At 39.7% G+C, this 22,299-nt stretch carries 17 protein-coding genes; 12 read left to right on the top strand and 5 right to left on the bottom strand.

Annotated features, from left to right (window positions below; all coding sequences use genetic code 11):
* The first annotated feature begins 264 nt into the window (after positions 1 to 264).
* From C9J47_RS12725 to ald, 9 genes are all read left to right on the top strand, one after another.
* On the top strand, positions 265 to 1,902 hold the full coding sequence (locus C9J47_RS12725; RefSeq protein ID WP_107253866.1) for a GMC family oxidoreductase: 1,638 nt from the start codon (positions 265 to 267) through the stop codon (positions 1,900 to 1,902).
* Between the two features lie 336 nt (positions 1,903 to 2,238).
* A complete protein-coding gene (locus C9J47_RS12720; RefSeq protein ID WP_245903444.1) occupies positions 2,239 to 3,348 on the top strand; it encodes an alpha/beta fold hydrolase in 1,110 nt (369 codons plus the stop codon).
* 199 nt (positions 3,349 to 3,547) lie between these two features.
* Positions 3,548 to 4,309 (top strand): metalloregulator ArsR/SmtB family transcription factor, encoded by a 762-nt coding sequence (locus tag C9J47_RS12715; protein WP_107253864.1) that lies wholly within the window; start codon positions 3,548 to 3,550, stop codon positions 4,307 to 4,309.
* A 66-nt stretch (positions 4,310 to 4,375) separates the two neighbouring features.
* The gene (locus tag C9J47_RS12710) at positions 4,376 to 4,888 is read left to right on the top strand and encodes a phosphatase domain-containing putative toxin (protein WP_107253863.1); all 513 of its coding nucleotides are present in this window, start codon (positions 4,376 to 4,378) and stop codon (positions 4,886 to 4,888) included.
* A gap of 210 nt (positions 4,889 to 5,098) precedes the next feature.
* Positions 5,099 to 6,100 carry an ArsJ-associated glyceraldehyde-3-phosphate dehydrogenase gene (locus tag C9J47_RS12705; protein ID WP_107253862.1) on the top strand — a complete coding sequence of 334 codons (1,002 nt, stop codon included), beginning with the start codon at positions 5,099 to 5,101 and terminating at the stop codon, positions 6,098 to 6,100.
* Positions 6,101 to 6,206: 106 nt separating this feature from the next.
* Positions 6,207 to 7,439 carry an organoarsenical effux MFS transporter ArsJ gene (gene arsJ / locus C9J47_RS12700; RefSeq protein ID WP_107253861.1) on the top strand — a complete coding sequence of 411 codons (1,233 nt, stop codon included), beginning with the start codon at positions 6,207 to 6,209 and terminating at the stop codon, positions 7,437 to 7,439.
* Between the two features lie 135 nt (positions 7,440 to 7,574).
* On the top strand, positions 7,575 to 8,264 hold the full coding sequence (locus tag C9J47_RS12695) for an HAD family hydrolase (protein ID WP_107253860.1): 690 nt from the start codon (positions 7,575 to 7,577) through the stop codon (positions 8,262 to 8,264).
* A gap of 61 nt (positions 8,265 to 8,325) precedes the next feature.
* Positions 8,326 to 8,592 carry a hypothetical protein gene (locus C9J47_RS12690; protein WP_107253859.1) on the top strand — a complete coding sequence of 89 codons (267 nt, stop codon included), beginning with the start codon at positions 8,326 to 8,328 and terminating at the stop codon, positions 8,590 to 8,592.
* A 706-nt stretch (positions 8,593 to 9,298) separates the two neighbouring features.
* A complete protein-coding gene (ald, locus tag C9J47_RS12685) occupies positions 9,299 to 10,414 on the top strand; it encodes an alanine dehydrogenase (protein WP_107253858.1) in 1,116 nt (371 codons plus the stop codon).
* 627 nt (positions 10,415 to 11,041) lie between these two features.
* On the opposite strand, the gene C9J47_RS12680 is transcribed toward ald, so the two are convergent.
* Positions 11,042 to 11,686 (bottom strand): murein L,D-transpeptidase catalytic domain family protein, encoded by a 645-nt coding sequence (locus C9J47_RS12680; RefSeq protein WP_211321739.1) that lies wholly within the window; start codon positions 11,684 to 11,686, stop codon positions 11,042 to 11,044.
* Between the two features lie 496 nt (positions 11,687 to 12,182).
* Positions 12,183 to 15,320 (bottom strand): chitinase C-terminal domain-containing protein, encoded by a 3,138-nt coding sequence (locus C9J47_RS12675; protein ID WP_107253857.1) that lies wholly within the window; start codon positions 15,318 to 15,320, stop codon positions 12,183 to 12,185.
* A gap of 466 nt (positions 15,321 to 15,786) precedes the next feature.
* On the opposite strand from C9J47_RS12675, the gene C9J47_RS12670 reads away from it, so the two are divergent.
* Entirely contained in the window at positions 15,787 to 17,016 is a 1,230-nt protein-coding gene (locus C9J47_RS12670; RefSeq protein ID WP_107253856.1) for an EAL and HDOD domain-containing protein, read from the top strand.
* Between the two features lie 76 nt (positions 17,017 to 17,092).
* On the opposite strand, the gene C9J47_RS12665 is transcribed toward C9J47_RS12670, so the two are convergent.
* Positions 17,093 to 17,737: a DUF2057 domain-containing protein gene (locus tag C9J47_RS12665; RefSeq protein WP_107253855.1), complete on the bottom strand. Its 645-nt coding sequence runs from the start codon at positions 17,735 to 17,737 to the stop codon at positions 17,093 to 17,095.
* Between the two features lie 298 nt (positions 17,738 to 18,035).
* On the opposite strand from C9J47_RS12665, the gene C9J47_RS12660 reads away from it, so the two are divergent.
* On the top strand, positions 18,036 to 18,794 hold the full coding sequence (locus C9J47_RS12660; RefSeq protein WP_107253854.1) for a sulfite exporter TauE/SafE family protein: 759 nt from the start codon (positions 18,036 to 18,038) through the stop codon (positions 18,792 to 18,794).
* Positions 18,795 to 18,856: 62 nt separating this feature from the next.
* Here the strand turns inward: C9J47_RS12660 and C9J47_RS12655 are convergent, their stop codons facing one another.
* Both C9J47_RS12655 and C9J47_RS12650 read right to left on the bottom strand, forming a co-directional pair.
* Positions 18,857 to 20,050, bottom strand: coding sequence for a class I SAM-dependent methyltransferase (locus C9J47_RS12655; protein WP_107253853.1), 1,194 nt, complete (start codon positions 20,048 to 20,050; stop codon positions 18,857 to 18,859).
* A 112-nt stretch (positions 20,051 to 20,162) separates the two neighbouring features.
* Positions 20,163 to 21,563 carry a methyl-accepting chemotaxis protein gene (locus C9J47_RS12650; RefSeq protein ID WP_107253852.1) on the bottom strand — a complete coding sequence of 467 codons (1,401 nt, stop codon included), beginning with the start codon at positions 21,561 to 21,563 and terminating at the stop codon, positions 20,163 to 20,165.
* A 356-nt stretch (positions 21,564 to 21,919) separates the two neighbouring features.
* Between C9J47_RS12650 and yccX the strand changes: the two genes are divergently transcribed.
* Positions 21,920 to 22,192, top strand: coding sequence for an acylphosphatase (yccX, locus tag C9J47_RS12645; protein WP_107253851.1), 273 nt, complete (start codon positions 21,920 to 21,922; stop codon positions 22,190 to 22,192).
* The last annotated feature ends 107 nt before the right edge of the window (positions 22,193 to 22,299 follow it).

The raw sequence follows: 22,299 nt of genomic DNA, 5'->3' as shown, positions 1-22,299 counted from the left end.
TTAGAAATACAAAATACACTGGTCAGAGTTCTTGTCGTTACTAAATCTTTGAAACTATTAAACAGATCACCTTTTTATTTAAATTAACGGCCATATTTCATCTTAAGTGAAAAAAGTAATAAGTTTTTTTGGAAGTTACACTATGATTTATAATGGTAGAAAAGAGTGTTTTCATATTAAAAACAACATTTAGTTATAATAACAATATTAACTTTTAATAAATTTGGCTGGCAATAATCATTACAATGAATGTGAGAGGGTATTATGTATGACTTTATAATTGTAGGTGCAGGATCTGCAGGGTGTGTACTTGCTAATAGATTGTCAGCCGATAAAAAGATAAAAGTTTGCTTGGTAGAAGCAGGGCCAAAAGATTCAAGTGTTATGGTGCACGTCCCATTGGGTTTAATTGGAATGATGCATTCAAAAAAAATGAATTGGCGTTATTATACCGAGCAAGAATCACACCTTGGCGGACGAAAGTTATTTTGGCCTCGTGGTAAAACACTAGGAGGAAGTAGTGCTTCTAATGCGATGTGTTACATCCGTGGGCATGCGTGTGATTACGATGAATGGGTAACATTAGGTAATGACGGTTGGGGTTATAGTGATGTGCTTCCTTACTTTAAAAAGGCACAACACCAAGAGCGTGGTGCTTGTACTTATCATGGTGCGGGTGGTCCGTTAAATGTCGCTGATTTACGAACAAAAAATCCATTATCAAAAGCGTTTCTTAACGCTTCGCAGCAAGCTGGACATAAGTTAACGGATGACTTTAACGGCGAAGATCAAGAAGGTGTCGGCTATTATCAGGTAACGCAAAAAAATGGTCAGCGTTGTAGCTCTGCAATTGGGTATTTACGGCCAGTCGAACAAAGAGAAAACCTTACCGTTATTACCGATGCACTGACGACAAAAATTAACTTTGATGGTAAAACAGCAGTAGGTATTGATTACCTTAAAGATGGTCGTAAATATACGATAATCGCAATGAAAGAAGTCATTCTTAGTGGGGGGGCAATCAATAGCCCTCAGCTCTTATTAGTTTCTGGTGTTGGTAGTAAAGATGTTTTAAATCAGCATAGTATCGAACAAATTTGTGAGCTTGATGGCGTTGGTAAAAATTTACAAGATCATCTTGATGTACTGGCTGTAACCCGTGAGCGTACTTTTCACTCTGTTGGTTTTTCACCTGTTGCCCTAATGCGTTCGATTAAAGGTATTTTTGACTTTTTATTATTTCGAAATGGTAACTTTACCACAAACATTGCGGAGGCTGGTGGCTTTGTAAAGAGTGACCCTTCCCTTGCTGTACCTGATGTCCAATTTCACTTTTCACCGTGTTTTCTTGATAATCATGGCCTTAATCTATTGCAAACAGTTAGGCATGGTTATTCATTACATGCGTGTAATCTTCGCCCTAAAAGCCGAGGGGAACTCACATTAAGAAGTGCAGACCCTGCTGTTCCTCCATTGATTAATGCTCGTTATTTAGAGAACAAAGAAGACATCAAAATCATGATAAAAGGCATTAAAATGTCTCGTGAAATTTTGAAGCAACCAGCTTTTGATCATTACCGAGGCGTTGAAGTATTTCCAGGGAAAGAGGTTCAAACAGACGAAGAACTGGAAGCGTTTATTCGCCGAAAAGCAGAATCAATTTACCATCCAGTTGGCACTTGTAAGATGGGTGTTGATGATCAAGCTGTCGTCGATCCAGAGTTAAAGGTAATTGGCCTTAAAGGTTTGCGTGTTGTAGACGCATCAATTATGCCTACGTTAATTGGTGGAAATACCAATGCGCCGACCATTATGATTGCTGAAAAAGCAGCTGATATGATTTTGGCTGATTATAATAATGTTAATATCGAAATAAAGGAAAAAGAAACAACAAAAGCTTAATGATATTATTTGTAAGCATAAAAAGGCTGAATTATTTCAGCCTTTTTATGCTTAAAGTGAAAATTAGGGTGATTATTCTAATTTTATTTATTATAATCTTATGTCTGTTTTTTTAATGTTATATTTTTTCATTTCAATGCCAGTGTTTTATTCTTTCCCTTTCTGCTTTTTTCATTTCAGTTAAATCTACTAAAGTGTTATATAAATATGTATTGCTAATACAATGTATGATTGTATAGATATTGAATAATAAGTCTTTGCTAATAGGCTGCTAACATATTAAGAAAGATGTATCACTATATGAAAGCATTTAGAACCACAAATCGGGGTGTGAATATGATTTCAAGGAACAACCTGAGTCAGAAATTCCAAGCATTGATAGATGAAATTTCTTCTAAAATGGCTGAGAACACCGGAGTTGCTAAAGATAAAGTCACAGAATTTATCGAGCAGGGTCTACCACCCGTCCAGAGTGATGCAGTGATTGCTACCTTAAATGGCATGGTCGGTGATTCTCTTGAGCAGCGAGACAGCCGTTTTGCTCAAAAAATGCAATTTCGCGATCAGCAGCAAACGCTAAGTGACGATCCGGCTTTATTATCTCTTCAACTGCCAGAAGCGACAGACAGAATTATACTTTGCGTACACGGTTGGTGCATGAATGATGTGCAATGGTTACGTAAAGAGCATGATCATGGTCGTTTCATGGCAACATTTGGTTATACCCCCATCTACCTTCGTTATAACACTGGCATGCATATTTCAACTAACGGCGAAGAGTTTGCCTTAAAGCTTGAGGCGTTATTAGCCGCTTGGCCATGTGCGGTCACTGAGTTAGTGATTGTAGGTCATAGTATGGGGGGGTTGGTTACTCGCAGTGCTTGTTATTATGGCAAGCAGCTTAATGTGGATTGGTTAGATAAATTAACCACATTTATTACATTAGGCACACCACATAATGGTGCCCCATTGGCTAAGTTGGCAAGCTGGGTTGATGAAAGAATTGCTGATGCGCCATATTTAAAGGTGTTAAGTAAAGTAACGGAAATCCGCAGTTGCGGGACAAGAGACCTAAGCCATGGCTTTGTTTGCCATAGTGATTGGCTGCAAGATGAAGAAACAAGAAAGATACTTAAAAAGCGACCTACGTTGCCAGAAGGGGTTGCATGTTATGCGATAGCGAGCTGCCTTGGGAATAATTTTTACGATGAGAAAAGCCAAATGTTAGGCGATGGGCTTGTACCTGTATCAAGTGCATTGGGTGATGCGGAAACAGGGCATATTAGGCTAGATTTCCCACCTAAGCATAAGTGGATAGGCGAGGGAATAAACCATCTCGATTTGCTTTCTCATCCTCTTATCATGTCGAAAATCAAAGAATGGATCCTAGATAATACGATCCAGCCCTTTGACCAAAGTGAAGACCCGTTACGTTCTGGTTGTTGAAAAACGACGAGCAGTTATAAGCGATTTTTCCTACGCAATATTATGATCAACTACTTACCTAGAATGGTATAAGTTAATCTTTTGCCACCTTTGTCTATACACAAGGTGGCATTTTTATATCAATAATCGCCATATCTGTATTTTGATATATATGCTTAGTCGTATATAATGATTTCAAATATCGAAAATCAAGACTCATATGAAAAAAATACTTTTTCTCTGCACTGGCAATTCGGCACGTTCTCAACTGGCTGAGGCATTAATGCGACACATGGCTGATGAGAGTTATGAAGTGATGAGTGCGGGTATGAGCCCCGAAACTGTCGATGAGCGTGTTTATACTGTTTTAACTCAAAATGGTGTGAATAGTGACAATCTTCAAAGTGTTTCAGCTGAGTCATTACATGATCAGCATTTTGATGTGGTTATAACACTATGTGATAAGGCGAGTAATGAGTGTGGATTATTCCCTGAATCTGATGCGTTGATCCATTGGGATTTTAAAGATCCTAAACCACTAGAGGGGGCTCAGGGTTTCGTTGATACCTATGAAGGGCTTAAAGCAAAAATCGCATTATTTTTGATGTTAAATGGTGAAGATCAAAGTGATGCTGTTGGTCCTGTTGAACTTTTTAAGATCATGAGTGATCCGCTTCGTCTTCGTATCTTGATGTTGATTGAAGATGAGTTTGCCCTTTCGGTGGGTGATTTAACGAAAGCCTTGTCTGTTAGTCAGCCAAAAGTTTCTCGTCATCTTGCTCTATTGCGTGATGCGGGAATTTTAAAAGATCAACGCGAAGGTTTATGGGTTTTCTATCGTTTACCTGAGAATTTACCTGTTTGGATTCACCACATATTAACAACGGTACGCAATGGTAATCCTGGGCTAATCAATAATGAAAAATTAAAGATCAGCCAGATTAAAGATAGAAAAAAGCCAGGATTTAGTAAGAAAAAATAAGCGTTTATGGAGACTTATTTTTTAAGATTTCAGTCATTTTAAAACAATAAATTATAGGTACACACAATGTCGAATACACATCCATTTTGGGCTCTTTCTCTAGATGCAATTTTGGGCAGCCAAGGCGTACAACTTCTGCTGACACCTTGCCCAGGTAAGAAAGAAGCAAATTTGCATGATTCATTAGTACAATTAAAAGAGGCAGGGGCAACCGCTGTTTTAACGGCATTGCAAGAGAGTGACTTACCTGATGGTGGACTTAAACTGTTAACACAAGAATGTAAGACGCTAGGGCTTAAGTGGTTTCACCTTCCTATTGAAGATGATTGTGCCCCAGGCGAAGCATTTGATGCAAACTGGGGTGCAGCGAATACTGCTGCACAAGCAATGTTAGATAATGGCGAGTCATTGGTTATTCATTGTATGGGAGGTTCAGGCCGTACAGGATTGATTGCTGCACGCCTAATGTTAGCTCGTGGTTTTGAATTAGAACCTACGATTGCACAAATTCAAGCACTTCGTCCGGGTGCATTCACTCGTCAACCGCACATTGATTACATTCAACAATTTGCTAAATAAACGGTTTCTAACAGTTAGGGCATTTTTCAGCTCTTAGATAATTAAAAATTAAGCCCCTTAGTGCAAGAACTACAATGCACTAAGGGTTTTTTTTACAGAAAAAACTGGTCAATCAGTCTGAGGTTTATTAATATACGGCAAAGCATATATATGAGTTTGCATATATAGCATCTCAGTTTACGGTAACATTGAATGAATAAGGGTAAGAACATGACAATTAAAGTCGGTATTAATGGTTTTGGTCGTATCGGACGTTTAGCACTTCGCGCAGCCTTTGATTGGGATGAATTAGAATTTGTTCAGATAAATGATGTGGCTGGTGATGCAAAAACACTGGGGCATTTACTTGAGTTCGATTCGATTCAAGGTCGTTGGGATCATGCCGTTACTGTTGAAGGTGATCAGCTGTTGATTGGCGATGCAAGCATCACATGTACCCAAGAGCGTGATATTGAAGCTGTCGACTGGTCGGGCTGTGACGTTGTTCTTGAAGCTACGGGTGTTCATCGTAAAACAGCATTGCTGCAAAAGTACCTCGATCAGGGGGTAAAACGTGTTGTTGTATCTGCACCTGTAAAAGAAGAAGGTGTACTCAATGTGGTGGTGGGGGTGAATGATCATTTATTTGATCCAGAAAAGCACAGCATCGTTACAGCAGCATCATGCACTACCAATTGTATCGCACCGATTGTTAAGGTGATTCATGAGAAGATCGGTATCGATCAAGCCTCTTTTACGACAATTCATAATCTAACCAACACCCAAACCATTCTTGATGCGCCGCATAAAGACCTTCGTCGTGCACGTTCATGTGGATCAAGTTTGATTCCAACCACAACGGGCTCAGCTACTGCTATTGTAGAAATTTTCCCAGAATTAAAAGGAAAAATTAATGGTCATGCAGTGCGTGTACCTTTAGCTAACGCATCGTTAACGGACATTATTTTTGATGTAAGCCGAAATACAACCGCTGAAGAAATTAACGCATTGCTAAAGGAAGCATCAGAAACTGAAATGGTTGGCGTACTGGGCTTTGAAGATCGTCCACTTGTCTCTATTGATTACAAAGGTGATCAACGTTCAACAATTGTTGATGCACTATCTACCATGGTTGTTAATGATCGCATGGTGAAAATTTATGCTTGGTACGACAATGAAATGGGTTACGCGACGCGTACTTCAGAGTTAATTCGTCAAGTTGGCTCTGCGTAGTCACATCTAGCATTGTCATTGACTGAGTTGATGATGGCTAACGAAGAAAATTACTCCGTATTTATGAATAATTAATAAATGCGGAGAATGAGATAGAGATATCGGAATGATTGCAGCGTTTTCAAATCTGTCGAAAGATGTAAAGCAGTACATGTTGGTGACGTTTAACTATTGGAACTTTACCATCACTGATGGTGCATTACGCATGCTGGTGGTCTTACATTTTCATCAACTTGGCTATTCACCGCTCGAAATTGCATCACTATTTTTGTTCTATGAATTTTTTGGTGTAGTAACCAACCTTCTTGGTGGTTGGCTTGGTGCGAAAGTCGGGTTAAATCGCACGATGAATATTGGCCTTGCTATGCAGGTTATTGCCTTGGGCATGCTTGCCATTCCGACAGCTTATCTTACCGTTGCTTGGGTGATGCTGGCACAAGCGATGTCGGGTATAGCCAAAGACTTAAATAAAATGAGCGCTAAAAGTGCCATTAAAACTTTAGTTTCTAGCGATCAGCAAGGTGCATTGTATAAGTGGATTGCAATTCTAACTGGCTCAAAGAATGCGCTTAAAGGAGCCGGATTCTTTCTGGGCGGTTTATTATTGGCGGCATTAGGTTTTCAAGGTTCTGTGTTGGTAATGGCTGCTGTGCTGGCGATTGTATTTTGCATGAGTTTGCTTTGGCTTGAGAAAGACATGGGGAAAGCCAAGAACAAGATAAAATTTAGTCAGATATTTTCAAAAAGTGAGAGTATCAATATCCTTTCTGCTGCTCGTATGTTTTTGTTTGGTGCTCGCGATGTGTGGTTTGTTGTCGCATTGCCTATTTACCTAGGACAAGTATTTGGCTGGGACCATGTAATGGTTGGTGGCTTTCTTGCTACTTGGGTTATTGCTTATGGTGTTGTTCAAGGTTTTGCTCCTCGGTTAACGGGTAAAGCGAAAGGTATTGTACCAGATGGACGAGCGGCTCTGGGCTGGGCTGCTTTGCTTGCTGTTATTACCGCAATCATTGCGCTTGGCGTACAGTTTCATTGGCAGCCAGAGCTGACTATTATCGTTGGCCTATTAATTTTTGGTGCAGTATTTGCGGTTAATTCTTCACTGCATTCATACTTGATTGTTAGCTATGCCAAAGATGACGGCGTATCGCTGGATGTTGGCTTTTATTACATGGCGAATGCGATGGGGCGTTTAATTGGTACCATTTTGTCGGGTTGGATGTATCAAGAGTACGGACTTGCTGCTTGCTTATGGGTCTCTTTTGTTTTCTTAGCTATAACAACGGTGATTTCTATTCGTTTACCTGCACACCCTAAGGTAGAAGCCGCTTTATAACGTCGCACTATCGCATCTTGAGGCAACTTGGGTATAAGTATTCATCAACAGATTCATAACGATGTGTTGGTGAATTTTTTGCTTTCAGAATAACTAACTTCTACTATAGCCGCTTCAGTTTGTTGGGGAAGTAAAATGCGGGCTATTTGTTTTGATTTTGATGGCACTCTTGTCGATTCTGAAGTGTTCCATGCAGAAAATTGGTCTGGTTTTTTAAAGACATTAGATATCGACTTTTCAATGGGGGCATTTCTAGAGCAGTATGCTGGTGTAACATGGGATAAAGTAGCGATAGATCTTTTTACTCGCTTTTCCATTAGTATGCCTATAGAACACATGTTGCAACAAATGGAAGCAATAACAGAAAAAGCGCTAATGCTTGATAATATTCCGGCTAAGTTGGGTGTGAGTACATTACTGCATGAGCTCTCGGGAAAAGTGCCTTTAGCGGTCGTTACTGGTGCGCCACGTATCTATGTTGAAGGTATTTTACAACGTCATGGTTGGCTTGAATTATTTGATCACGTTTTTTGTGGCGAAGATGTTGCCTCTAACAAACCTGCCCCCGATATATACCAGCTAGCGTGTGCCACATTGGGTTTTAATCCTCATGAAGTCTTAGCGATTGAAGACAGTGTTACGGGCATCAAATCGTCGTTATCTGCGGGATTAAAAACAGTATTAGTGAGCGATATTGATGTTATCGACTCTTCTATAGACACCTCAATACATGAGCAGCTTGCATTGGATTATTCTTTTGATTCAATGCATCAAGCACATCAAACGGTATTGAATTTAGTGACACGTTCAATTAGATACACTTAGTGCTAGCTCGGATATATAAATAGAGTAAAATACTCAAGAATTTATTATACAGGCAATAAAGATGCAGAACGAAGAAATCATGACTGGCGATATGCTAGTAAAAATCGTTGAAAATCAATTAACTGATGGAAATCCAGTTAAGGTGAAAGAAACATTGATGCGCTTAGTTATGTCTGGTTCGCCGCGTGAAGAAGCCGTTCAAATGATTGCTTGTGCATTATCTATCGAAGTTTTTGATGTGGCCAAAAATGAAGGTACATTTGACCTTAAGCGTTACAGTGAAAACTTAACGGCATTGCCTGACATGCCTTGGGAAGTTGAAGACTAAGGTTAGTAAGTAAAAAGCGAAACGTTATATCACTCGATAATCGTTTTGAAATAAAGCCGCTTTTTCGCGGTTTTTTTTATGCTATATCACCCCTACCTCGCTGCACTTAAAGCTAAGTTTTGCTCTCCTTACAAGAACGTCAGAACATTTACTCACCTAAAATCATATAACGCCTCTAATGCTAAATGCACTGACTTTAACTGTGATATTTGTCACGGGTATAAAAGCTGCAGTCTCCATTTTTGTGATCTTATTATCTTAAATCTGCCTCTAATACTTCACTTGGTTGCTTTTTTGTTAACTAGTCGTGTTTTGTTGTGCGGTTTTGATATGTTTTCAACTGTAGTGTTTAGAGAGCTGTAATTCATATAAATAGTGCTTTGTTCTATAGCTAATCCTTTAAATATGCATTTAACACCTTGATATTACTTATATGCGAGTATTTTCATTAGTGTTTATATCTGCTTTTTCTTTTGATTGTGGTTTTAACCGCTACTTTAGCTCTCAAATCTGGTTAACTGGTCTGCTTTGGGTGCTTATATTGAATTTATATAGTGTGACGCAGCTCAAGATCGGTTGATTATACTGATTTGGAATAAAATACCAGAACCATTTGTTGAATATTAGTTAAAAAACGGTGACACATTCCAAGAGGAATTCATTATTGTGTATATAACTTCTAAACAAGTCAGCAAGGAAAATTAAGATGATTATTGGTGTACCTAAGGAAATTAAAGTTCATGAGTACCGTGTAGGTATGGTTCCAGCGTCAGTAAACGAAGCTGTTTCTCATGGTCATACTGTATACGTTCAAACTCTGGCTGGCTCAGGTATTGGTTTCAGTGACCAAGATTACATCGACGCTGGTGCACAAATTTTACCAACTGCTGAAGCGGTATTTGCTGAAGCAGAAATGATTGTCAAAGTAAAAGAGCCTCAAGCAGTTGAACGCGCTATGCTGCGTGAAGGTCAAATTCTATTCACATACCTTCACTTGGCACCGGATCCAGAGCAAACTACAGACTTGGTAAACAGCAAAGCAGTATGTATTGCGTATGAAACTGTAACAGACGACAAAGGACGCTTACCCCTACTTGCGCCAATGTCAGAAGTGGCAGGTCGCATGTCTATTCAAGCAGGTGCTTTCGCTTTAGAGAAATCTAAAGGCGGTAGCGGTATGCTTCTAGCTGGTGTACCAGGTGTTGAGCCTGCAAAAGTTGTTATCATCGGTGGTGGTGTTGTTGGTGCAAACGCTGCACAAATGGCTGTAGGCCTACGTGCTAACGTTGTTGTTCTTGACCGTAATATCGATGTATTACGTGATTTAGACGCGCAATTTGGTGGTACGGTTCAGTGTGTTTATTCAACGAAAGAAGCGATTGAAAAGCATGTACTAGCGGCAGACCTTGTTATCGGTGGTGTATTGGTTGTTGGTGCTGCTGCTCCGAAACTGGTTACAGCTGAAATGATTAAGAAAATGAAGGCGGGCTCTGCGATTGTAGACGTTGCAATCGACCAAGGTGGTTGTGTTGAGACATCTCATGCAACAACGCATAGCGATCCAACATATATTGTTGATGATGTTGTTCACTACTGTGTTGCTAACATGCCGGGTGCTGTTGCGCGTACATCAACATTCGCACTAAACAACGCAACGCTACCTTATATTCTTAAGCTAGCTGATAAGGGCTACAAAGCGGCGCTTCAAGATGATAAGCACCTACTAAACGGTCTAAACGTTTACCGTGGTCAAATCACTTGTGAGAGTGTTGCATCTGCATTAGACCTAGAGTTTGTTGCTGCAGATAAAGCGATTGCTTAAATAAAGTTGCTCTAAACTTTAAGAAATCCCTACTTCGGTGGGGATTTTTTTTAGCTTCATTAGGCTATATACCTAGCATCTTGAGATGACTTGGGTTTAACAAATAAACTAATGGTTTTATATCGTTATACTGCTTCTCTGTGAATCTATCCGGTTAATACAATCGTTAATCATTATTCTATGACCATTATTGTTCATTGCATTTGTTGTTATTTACTATTCTCGAATGCAACTCTCTTACCTTCAAGCGTTTGAATTGTTGTTATAAATTAAAATTCATTGTCATGTGAATACATTGTTTGTTGTCTTTATTTCGAAATAGGAGATGAGAATGGATTTATTATGGTGACTTGGGTATAGGTCTTAATTACCTTTCTTTACGAGAAATATTGCTATTAAATCAAAGAGATTAAGATGTGTAGTGATCGTAAGTGTGAATTATTTAGCTTTGATTGTTGAAACTATAACAATTAGGGGGGGAGGGTGGCCTAATATATAAGTGGTTATTGTTATTAGGTTTATTCATGTTTTAATGAATGAAAGTTGTATGTTTGAAATCAATCACTATTTGTTTTTTAAATGCATTATGGTCGAAATCAAATGACATCGACCATAATTTAAAAAGTATTAAGCATGTGCAAAGATAACACTACCATTTTTGATGGTATCAATGATTTTCTTCGATAATTTTTTAGGTAAAGCCGGGCAACCCCAACTGCGACCTAAGTAACCGTTTCGCTTTATAAAAGTCTCTGTCGCATAGTCAGCACCATGAATCACAATGTAGCGACGACGTGCATTATCATTGATGCCAGCAGTAAGTCCATCTAACTTTAGCGAGTAACCATTGCCACCGTTATAGGTCGTTGACGTCAGATATGTACCTAACGAGCTTTTTCTCGAATTAACAGTATTAGAGAAATTTTTCGCCATTTTACCACCGCTGTTTACACCATGAGAAACATACGTGCTGTACAGTAATGTATGGTTTTTTAAATCAATAACAAAGAATCTTTTTTCAGTGGAAGGCTTACTGTAATCAATGATCGTAAGTAGCGACTTCTTTTTTCCCTTAGTATTGGTGTATGCGTTAAATCCTTGTTTGAAAATTGCATAATCAATAACGCCTTCAAGATTTGTCTTCTTGTAAACGTACTGTACTACAACATCAGCATTATTATTAGAATATGAACTACTTTTGACATTACTTGCAGATGCCTGAATAGGCAAATAAAAGAAAATCAAAATGCATAGGCAAATTGCTTTTTTCATTTTACTTACTGAACACTCTTTTTATTCTTTGTGTTAACGGGATGCAGACTTTAACATAAAAAATAATAAAGTTTAGTGCTTAAAGCGTAAAGGAATGTATATAATATTTTCACCACGTAAGCGTTGTTTGAGACGATGGCGTAATAATTAATTTAATAACAGGTGTTTATTTACTAAACATCGTTTAATTAGGCTTTAAACCCAAGGTTACAAAATTGAATATAAAGGTGAAACTAAGTTTCAGTCCCACATTATAAAGTATTGTTATTCATTAATAAAATTATCTGTATTTATCTAACAAAGTTAAAAATAGCCCGTTGAACTGTTTGGCTAAAAAATGAGCACAATATCTCATTTTTTGTGAGGGATGAAACCCAAACATTAACGTATATGCAGTTGATCTCTTTGTTTAACTAAAGGTGTGCGCTTTGAGTATTAGCAATATAAATGAAAGCGCAGATACTATCTGCACTTCAAATTAATGATGTCGATTAGCTTAAATTGAGCAAACCGTTGCCCAGCTGCCATCGCCTCCTGGTGTTGAGCTTGTCCACCAGTTTGCTTGGTAGATTACGCCGTTGTGAATGATTTTGTCTCCTTGATTAGCGTGGCTAGGCTGACCGCCCGAATCTGTTTGTGGCCAGTTAGGGTAAGTGTTGATGCCTGTAATATTACAGTCGCCGCCATTACCACCACCTGAGCCAATATTACCTAGCGGTAGATCTGGATGCTCAAACTTAAGTGCATATTCTTTACCGTTAATGTTAACGGCATAATTAGCAGGTCCAGATATTGGGAGGTAATAAACCATATCCAGCTCGTACGTGCCGCCATTGGGTAAATTTTTCCAAGACGGTAGGGTAAAGGCAACACGGTGCATTTCACCTTGTAGTCCGCCAATGTTATTCGCAGCTGTGTGTCCTGATGCTATAACCGCTAAACCGCCACCAGATTGATCGGTAGCGTTATCTGGCGCTGATGTTGGAATATCAAATTGGAATTCCGTGCCACCAGGAAGTTCAGATCCAGTGTTGTTCGTAAAGGTTAACTTAGGGTTGATAGGGTAGTTTTTGTCGCCCACCTTAAAGCCACTGATTGATACTGTAATATCGACGGCTTCTGTTGGTATCGGACCTGTTGCAACAGTGTTTCCATACGGTGTAGCAGACTTAAACTTATCATAGATAGCTTTTGTCATTGTGTTACCCATATGGTATTCGCCGTTTCCGGTCTTACAGGCATTTTCTGTTGCATCAATACTGGTTCGTTGGCCATTAGCATCGAGCACATAGCAGTTATAGTCACCTGCCAGCTCCCAGAACATGATACCACCGATCTCTTTATCAACGATGTAATTAGCTTTAACGTTTATGGACTCTTTATCTTCAGTAGATAGGAATACTTTCTTCTCGGCATTCCATAACCAAGGCGCAACAGCCACTTCATCGTAATTGCGCGCGTAAGTACCCACAAGTGGATTATTTGATGGTGTGAGCCCATAAGAAGCAGTGTAAGTACCGTAAATGCCTTGTGCTAAGTTCATTGCATGCCACATTGGATTCGAGCCTGCGCCCATTTCATCACCAGCAGCCCCTTTGTCGTGCCACAAGTTATCAATACCCATTGCACCATTACCGCACTTATTTTTCTCGCCTTCACCTGTACCCGCTAAACATTCTGCTTGATTAGGCAGTGGTGCTTTACCCCAAAGCCCATTATTTCCACCTGTGACACCTTGCCAACCACGCGTATAATATGGAACCCCAATATTAATACGCCCTGCAGGCATTGAGCCTCGGAAGTAGTGATATGCCCAGTCAGTATTTAGGTAACCAATACCACCATAAGCTGCAGTGTCATAGACACTCCACATAGCAAGCTCTGAATCTTTACCTGTGTCGTAAAGGGCTGCATTATGGCCTACATGTTCATTCCATGCACCGTGCAGATCATAAGACATGATATTGACATAATCGAGATACTTAGTGATCTCCATTGTTTCCATACCGCGTAACAAGTAGCCAGAAGATGGAGCTGCGATGGTTAGCATATAGTGAATGCCATCATTAGCACTGGCTTTATCTAATTTTTCACGCAGTACACGCATTAACTCATGGTATGAACGCATGAGGTAAGGGCGGCGAGCTTCGGCAAAAATCATATCGTCAGGATTACCAGCGCCCGACATACTGGTTGGGTATTCGTAATCGACATCGACACCATCGAACTTGTATTTACGAATCATTTCAACTGCAGATGTTGCAAATTTTTCGATACCAGCATGGTTTATGCTGCCATCGGCATTGGTTGTCATGGTGTAGAAGCCACCATCGGCAATGCGATCACCGTTTGGACCAAAGTGACCGCCTGTTTCAGCCCACCCACCGATTGAAATGAGCGTTTTCACATCATGTTTAGCTTTGGCTGTCGCGAGTGCACCAAAATGCCCTTTAAAACCTAATGCTGGATCAATTTCAACGTTGTTCCATTCCATACCCACTGCTGGGTTAGTCGGATCATTAACGTCTCCGATATTCACGTTGCCATCAGCACCAATACTCACAAAAGCATAGTTAATGTGAGTGAGTTGCTCCCAAGGGATGTCTTTTACAAGGTATGAGGTTTGCGCATCATCACCTGCGCGCCAACTTGTAAAGTAGCCAATTACACGGCGAGGATGATCTGCGCCCATGACTTCACGTCCATCTTCGTCATAAATGCTACAGTAAGGTACGGTTACACCCTCTGTTTGATATAGACCATCAGGACGACAATTACCGGCAACAGAACCACCAGGTACTGTAAGTTGACTAATCACAGAGTCTGAGGTCGCTCCTAAATCGTCAGTAGCACGAGCAAAAAAGCTGATGCTTCCAGACTGAGTAGCAGTGTATGTGAGTGTGTATGGTGACGTCGCGGCTGTACCAATTAATGCCCCATTGGCAAAGAAGTCGACTTTATCGATTGTGCCATCAGAATCGGCAGCAACTGAACTCAGTGTTACTGTTGCACCAATATTTACACTATTGGTTGAGAGGGTTAGGTCTACGGTTGGTAATTCATTTCCACCTTGAGCAGCATCAACAGTAATAATGACAGCTGAGCTGGTTGTTTCAGCGCCTTTATCGTCGACTGCCTTCGCTGTTACGCTGTGTTGGCCTGGAACTGCCATCCATGACGAAGCAAAAGGGGTTGATGAATCAGAACCGATTAACGTGCCGTTAGTATAAAAATCGACACGTACCACTGCGCCATCTGCATCTGCTGCATTGGCAGTAATCGAAACAGTATCACCTTCTGTAATAATATCAGAAGCTGATGGCGAGCTTAGCGAAACCGTAGGTGCTTCGTTGCCTATACCTCCATCGGTTTTACAGCTATCGAGTAAAGACCATTCTTGAGAGGTATTAGAGTGGGTAGATGGTGATTGCCCTTGAGTCCACCAGTTTGCTTTATAAGCAATATTATTTTCTTGTACTTGCGCTCCTCCAGAATAGGAAGAGCTTGAGTTCCATTCTTCTATACTGCTGCAATCTATAGCTGCCTGCGCATTAAATGCAAGTAAACAAGAAACGGTGAGGGTACTGAGCGTAAATAAGGGCTTAGATATCGACCTTTGTTTCAAATGGTGCATGTCATCATCCTTAACACATTGTTTCATTGAATTGATAAAATCACGTTGACCAGAAAACTTTTGTTCTGAACAAAAACAACTATAGGGCTGATGACAAAATGCGCACAATTGTATGTCTTGTTTTACATACCAAATCGCAAATAACTGTCGTTTTTATGTAATGAAAATGATCTTATTTTGCACCGAGAACTAATTTGAATGCCAATCTAAGCAAGAAATATTTGTGGTATGTGTGAGGTTAGAGAGCATATTTAGATTGAAAATAAATACCTTTTATTCATTTTGTTTGTGAATGAGTTGGTTTCGATGTATTTACAGTGTTAAGGTTAATTGTGGTTGAATTGGCAAAAATGAAATAAAAAAAATGATTAGTAGCAGGATAATGCTATAAATAAAGTGTGACATTGCTCCATAAAATGTGCCGATTTCCACGATTATATCGATATTTAGAAAAGAGTAAGAGTAAATGGATTTTTCTGTTGTAAGACAACCTATTTTTAATCGTCAGCAAAATAAGGTTGCTTACCAAATAAGTTTTATGAATAAAACGCAGTTTTCTGACAAGTGTATTCCTATGTCTGTTTTTTCAGACAGATCTGATCCTCGTAAATTGAACGATTTATTGGTTCATGCTGGTCTCAATCAGTATTCAGACAATAAAGTGTTGATTATTACGTTTGAGAAAAATACATTTAAAAATATTATCGATTATTTCTTTTCTTCACGTGGCTTAGTTATTGAATTATCAAAACAAGAAGTTCTTGATACGGAATTATTAGACTTAGTCCAAAAAGCATCTCGTAATAATTACTTTTTAATGATGGATGATCGTGTTCTTTATAACGGATTTGAAAATTACCTGAAAAATATAAGCCATGTGAAGATATCGGTTAAAAACAAAAAAAGATCGCTAGTCGAATCATTGATCAATAAGGCAAAAAGATTCAATTTGCGTATTATTCTTGATGATATCTCTTCTTATGAAGAGTTTAAACAGTATTCTTTGTGTAAGGTCGACTTTTTCAAAGGTGATGTTTTTTCAAAGCAAAATCTTGTTGAAGTTAGAACAAACACTTTGAATGAAGGTATTTTACTTAATGTATTTCAGCATGTTATGACGGATAATTACTGTTACAAAGAGCTAACGAGTATTTTTGAGTCTGATATTAAATTAACGCATAAACTGATTTCTTTTCTGAATACGTCTTTGTATGGCAGACAGGGTACGATTGGTTCGATAAAGCAAGCTGTATGCTTTATGGGAGAGAATAATATGCGGAAGTTTATATCGTTATTAACGGCTCAAGAATTAACGCAAACAAGAACGACTGATATTTATACGAAAGCGGTCAGTCGAGCACGTTTTTGCGAGTTGGTTGCAATAAATACAGGTAAAAATAAAACATTTATAGATAGGGCTTTTTTGGCTGGACTATTTTCAAACCTTCCCGATATTTTAGGCTTAGATATTCAAGAAGCGTTAGACATGCTGAAGGTTAATGATGAAATTAAAAAAGCCTTATTAGGCCAAGAGTGTGATCTTAAAAAATACCTGGAAAGTGTTATCGCCTTTGAGCAGGCTGATTGGCAGTTACTTCATAGTGTAACGGAAGGGAATGATATTTCGCCAGATTTGGTCGGGCGTTTGTATAATCAAATGATCCGCGAAGTACGCAATAACAGTTACTTACATTAATTATAATGAACAGCTAAAAAGGCTTCGTTTTCACAAAGCCTTTGTATTCCCATTCTAATAAAATAGAAAAAAGAGCTTACTTCGCAATACGGGCTTTAAAGTTTGCGCGTGTTGCTTCATCTGCTTGGCTGTACCAGTAATCTAGCATTTGACCAGCTACAGTTGTTTTGTCGCCATTTTTATTTTGAAGAGCAGGGTAATCAGCAGGATTAATCGTTGCTGGAAGTGTTACCGCTATTGCACCTGTTGCCATTGCATAGGCCGCTGGCTGAGATGATTGGTTGTAGACTGCCATCTCTTTTTCTAAATCACGACCAAACTGTACGCCATTTTTCATTAGCTTACCCTGCTCAAAATCCACAGAGCTATCTGATTTATTTTTTAGTTTTAGTGAAGGGTTGCGGTTAAACTTTTCACCCTCAAGGCTTGATGTGATTTTAGGTAGTGTTAATACATAATTAGCATCTTGACCGTCAAACGTCATGATAACGATATCTGACTTGAATAAATTGTAATCGCCATTTTCGCGGTAGTTTTCTTCAATGCGGAATGCGATTTGGTTTTTACCATCTTTCAAAGTAAGTGCATTGTTACCTTCAGCATCAACACCGTTGACCAGTACAAGTTCAGCACTTTTAGGTAATTCAAGGTTTACGTCTGCTAATGTTGGAAAACTTAGTCCACAAGCTGTTAGAGCGATGATGGCGGTACGTAGTTTCATTTTTATTCCTTTCGAATTCTAATGACGAATTAAGATAAATTGATGTAAGTGTGACAAAGTCTTACATTCTATACCAGTTACTTTGAGTCTGAAGCCAGAAACCTGAATCTAAACTGAACCAGATGTACCCGTAATCAATTTATAGTGTCTTTTGATATCAATGCTATTAAATGCTGTACTAAATATCAGGTTTACATCATTTTTTGCTAATCTTGTTTATTTATTGTGCTAGCGTAACTCCTGTTTTATTTAACACCTATACCCCTACTTCCTCATAACATAGGGATACAAGCATTATATGGACATAACGCTTCTACATGTTTGCCTGCTACTCATAACAGGCTTTTTAGCCGGTATTATCAATACGCTGGCTGGTGGCGGTTCTAATTTAACCTTACCTGCACTAATGATCATGGGGATGCCTGCAGAAGTGGCAAATGCCACTAATCGGGTAGGGGTTGCTATGCAGGCTGTGACTGCTGTATCAGGGTTTAAACGTCATGGTAAGATGGATTCTGACGATATAATTCCTATTCTTATTCCTTCTGTTATCGGTGGGTTAATCGGAGCCGCTGCTGCTGCGTATATGCCAACTGAATACATAAAGCCCGTGCTATTAGGCACAATGCTGACCATGGCGGCTGTGATGCTGGTTAAGCCTTCTCTTATTGCTCCAGAGCCAGGTACGTTAGTTAATAAAGTAAAAGATACTCCGAGTTCGTGGTGGGGGCTGGGTATTGCTGGTTTTTATGGTGGTTTTATTCAAGCTGGAGTAGGGTTTGTATTAATTGCAGCGTTAGCTGGTACATTGCGATATGACTTGGTAAGAGCAAATGCACTCAAAATGCTATGTACATTAGTATTTACTGTTGTCGCGTTAGGGTTATTCATTGCTGAAGGATTAGTGATGTGGGTACCTGGGTTAATTTTGGCATTTGGTACTATGTTTGGTGCACATATTGCCGTTAATATGGCGATTAAAGCACAGCCTGCGACCCTAAAGTGGTTCTTGTTTATAATGACCTTATGCGGCTGTATCGCAGCATTAATGTTTTAGATACAAAAAAGCCTGACAGAATCAGGCTTTTGTTTAGTGTGGCAATTGTTGTTTGCTCGTTTTTATTTAACGTAGCAAGCAAAACCTTTCAGGTAGAAACCTTCAGGGTAAGCACTGTCTAGTGGGTGATCAGCTGCTTGCCCAAAACGTTCAATAAACTGTACTTCACGGTGCGCATCAAGGGCTGCATCTGCAATGATTTTTTGGAACAAGCCGTTGTCCATCAAACCAGAACAAGAATATGTTAATAACATACCGCCTGGATTAAGAATCTGCATCGCTAGCATGTTGATATCTTTATAACCACGGCATGCACCTACAAGCTGTGATTTAGACTCTGCAAACTTAGGTGGATCCATGATCACAACATCAAATAATTCGCCACGTTCACGGTATTCACGTAGTAGCTTGAACACATCAGCGTTTACGAATTCTGCATTTTCAACAGGTAAGCCGTTCGCTTCTGCGTTTAATCGTGCTGTATCTAGCGCAGGTTGTGAAACATCAACGTTAATAACTTGGCTAGCACCGCCTTTAAGAGCGTAAAGTCCGAAACCACCGGTGTAACAGAAGCAGTTCAGAACACGCTTACCATTCACATATTTAACGGCGGCTTGGCGGCTATCGCGTTGGTCTAGGTAGAAACCTGTTTTATGTCCACCGACGATATCAACATTGATTTTAATGCCGTTTTCTTCGATAGTTACAAACTTAGGTGGCTCTTCGCCTGAAAGAACACCTGTACGCTGTTTTAAGCCTTCTTTTTTACGAACGGCTACATCAGAACGTTCGTATACACTGCATTCTGGGTAACAGATATTTAATGCTTCAACCAGCGCATCTTTTTGTTCTTCTGCGCCAGCACTTAGTAGCTGACAAACTAAAAAGTTTTGGTAACGGTCAATGGTGATTCCTGGTAAACCATCAGATTCAGCGGCGATTAAACGGTAGCCTGTTAAACCATCACGTGCTGCTAATACATCACGTAAAGCTTGTGCTGCTTTAAGTCGCTTAACAAAGAAATCGACGTTGATTACTTCTTTTTTATCGAATGTCCAAACACGAACACGAATTTGTGATTGTGGAGAATACGCACCACGTGCTAACCATTCGCCTTTGTTGTCGTAAATTTCAACAGTTTCACCCATTGAAGGTTTATTTCCTTCAATGCGATCGATACCGCGAGAGAAAACCCAAGGGTGGCGGCGACGAAGTGATTTTTCACGGCCTTTAACAAGATAAATAGAAGCAGTCATGACATGCCCAGTTAAGGAAATCGAATGGGGGCGTATTATGTTGCTGCTAATCATTAAAAGCAAATGAAAAAGCCGCCAAAGTAGGCGGCTTGAGGTAAACCGTTACAGTTTATTAAGCTTTAAGACCATTCATCAAAGATTCAAGCACTTCTGCTTGTTGGTTGAGTCGTTCAATTTCAGTACTCGATTGAGAAATTACGTCACAAACCTGACGTGACTGCTCGCGTACTTGCTCAACGCTAGAGGCAATATTATCTGCCACTGCACCTTGTTGTTCTGCAGCGGCTGCTATTTCGGTACTGCGATCTGAAATTTGCTGATTACGTTCTGTAATTTGGCTGATTTCATTATCGACAGAATCCATTAACTGCTCACTTTGCTGAGCATTTTGAACGGTATTATTCATTACCGACATTAACTGCTGGCTGTTTTGCTGCAAGGATTCAATCATTTGCTGAATTTCAACGGTTGCACTTTGCGTGCGTCCTGCAAGGGTACGTACTTCATCAGCAACAACAGCAAAGCCACGACCTTGCTCACCAGCACGTGCTGCTTCAATCGCTGCGTTTAATGCTAATAGGTTCGTCTGTTGAGATATGCCATTAATTGTTGTGACAACGTCATTTATCTTTGTGGCATTACTGTCGAGTTCAGAGACAGCACTCGCCGCTGCATTAATTTCACTCGAAAGCGTAGAAATAGCCGATTTTGTTTCACCCACTTGTGTGCGACCAAGCTCAGACATTTCTTGTGCTTCTCGGGTTTGATCCGATGTTTGATGAGCGTGAGTAGCCACTTCACGGACTGATGTCGCCATTTCTTCTGTTGCGCTGGCTAATGAATCTAAATGTTGCTGCTGGCTTGCAGAAAGGTTTTCACTTTGATGGCTACGTTGACGCAGGTCACTACTAATTTGCTGCATCATTGCTGTTGCTTCTTGTGTAGCTTGAACCAGTTTTTGTTCACGATCAGCTACGCGGTCTATGGTAATGGCAATGGTGCTGAACTCGTCGCGTACTTGAAAGAAGTTCATACGCTGTGTTAAGTCGCCATCGGCCAAATTAGCGAGGGCTCTGTTCATGGTGAACATCGCGCCACCGATGAATGTCATTATGAAATAGACACAGGCTAATACAACAACAAGCAGCAGAATCGTAAAGCTGATTTGTGTGGTAGACAGGTAGCTATAGATACTGGACGGATCAATCGCTGATATTACATAGTTCATGTTAGAAACGGTTGAAGAAATTTCACCATTCCCAAGTTTTAATCCACTATTAGCAAGTAATGAGACAGCATCTGATTGGCTAACATTATATTTTGATAATAATGCAGTTGTTGTATTTAGTTGATTTGTCGTGATTTCAATACGTTGCTCATTAGCGGCATCGACTAAAATGGCACTAACACTGATTATGGCAACTAAAGGAAGAAGAAATAAAAGATAGAACTTTTCTTGTATCTTTAAATGAATGAGGTACTTATCAATCCATCGAAACGCGACTTCTTTCATATTGTTGTCCTGATTAACAAAGAATACGACTGTCTAATGACAATTCACTATATACCCAAGCTACCTCAAGATGCAGGATTCAGAGTGATCTCAGCGTGTTTAATTCAAGGAAAATGTGTGTAGGAATGGCTTTCCCTTTCAAACACATTTGACACAGAAGTAGATACGCTGAATCACTCCCAAAGGGCGAGTTTTGTTGGGCTCTATGCGGTGTTACTTATTTTCAACGTAGAACGACTAGGTCTATAAATAAGTGCCTTGCCTAGAGCCCAACAAATTCTCGCTGAAACGAGCATCTTGAGGTAACTTGGGTATAAGTCGTTATCGGTTAGTTCATAAAATTCTTGAGGTGATATATGTCACAGATTTGTGTGAAGGCAAACGTCAAAGGGATTGTTCAGGGGGTCGGGTTCAGATTTCATACAGCACATGAAGGGCTAAAAGATGGCTTGAGTGGCTATGCGATGAACTTACCTGATGGAAGTGTTGAGGTTCTGGCGTGTGGCAGCGAAGATAGTGTGAATAAGTTGCTGGCTTGGCTAGAAAGTGGGCCTAAAACGTCAAGGGTTGACAGTATCGACGCTGAAATCATTGAATGGCGACATATTGATGGATTCGAGATTAAATAACATAGTTACTGATATAGAGGTAATAAAAAGATTATCTATTGGGATTTATGGATGACCTAAAAAAACAGGGCTCATGAATGGTTTCGTGCCCTGTTTGTAGTCTTTGC

The sequence above is a fragment of the Photobacterium indicum genome (genome assembly GCF_003026215.1).
In the GTDB taxonomy this organism is placed as follows: Bacteria; Pseudomonadota; Gammaproteobacteria; order Enterobacterales; family Vibrionaceae; genus Photobacterium; species Photobacterium indicum.
This window is presented reverse-complemented; position numbering and strand designations above follow the sequence as displayed.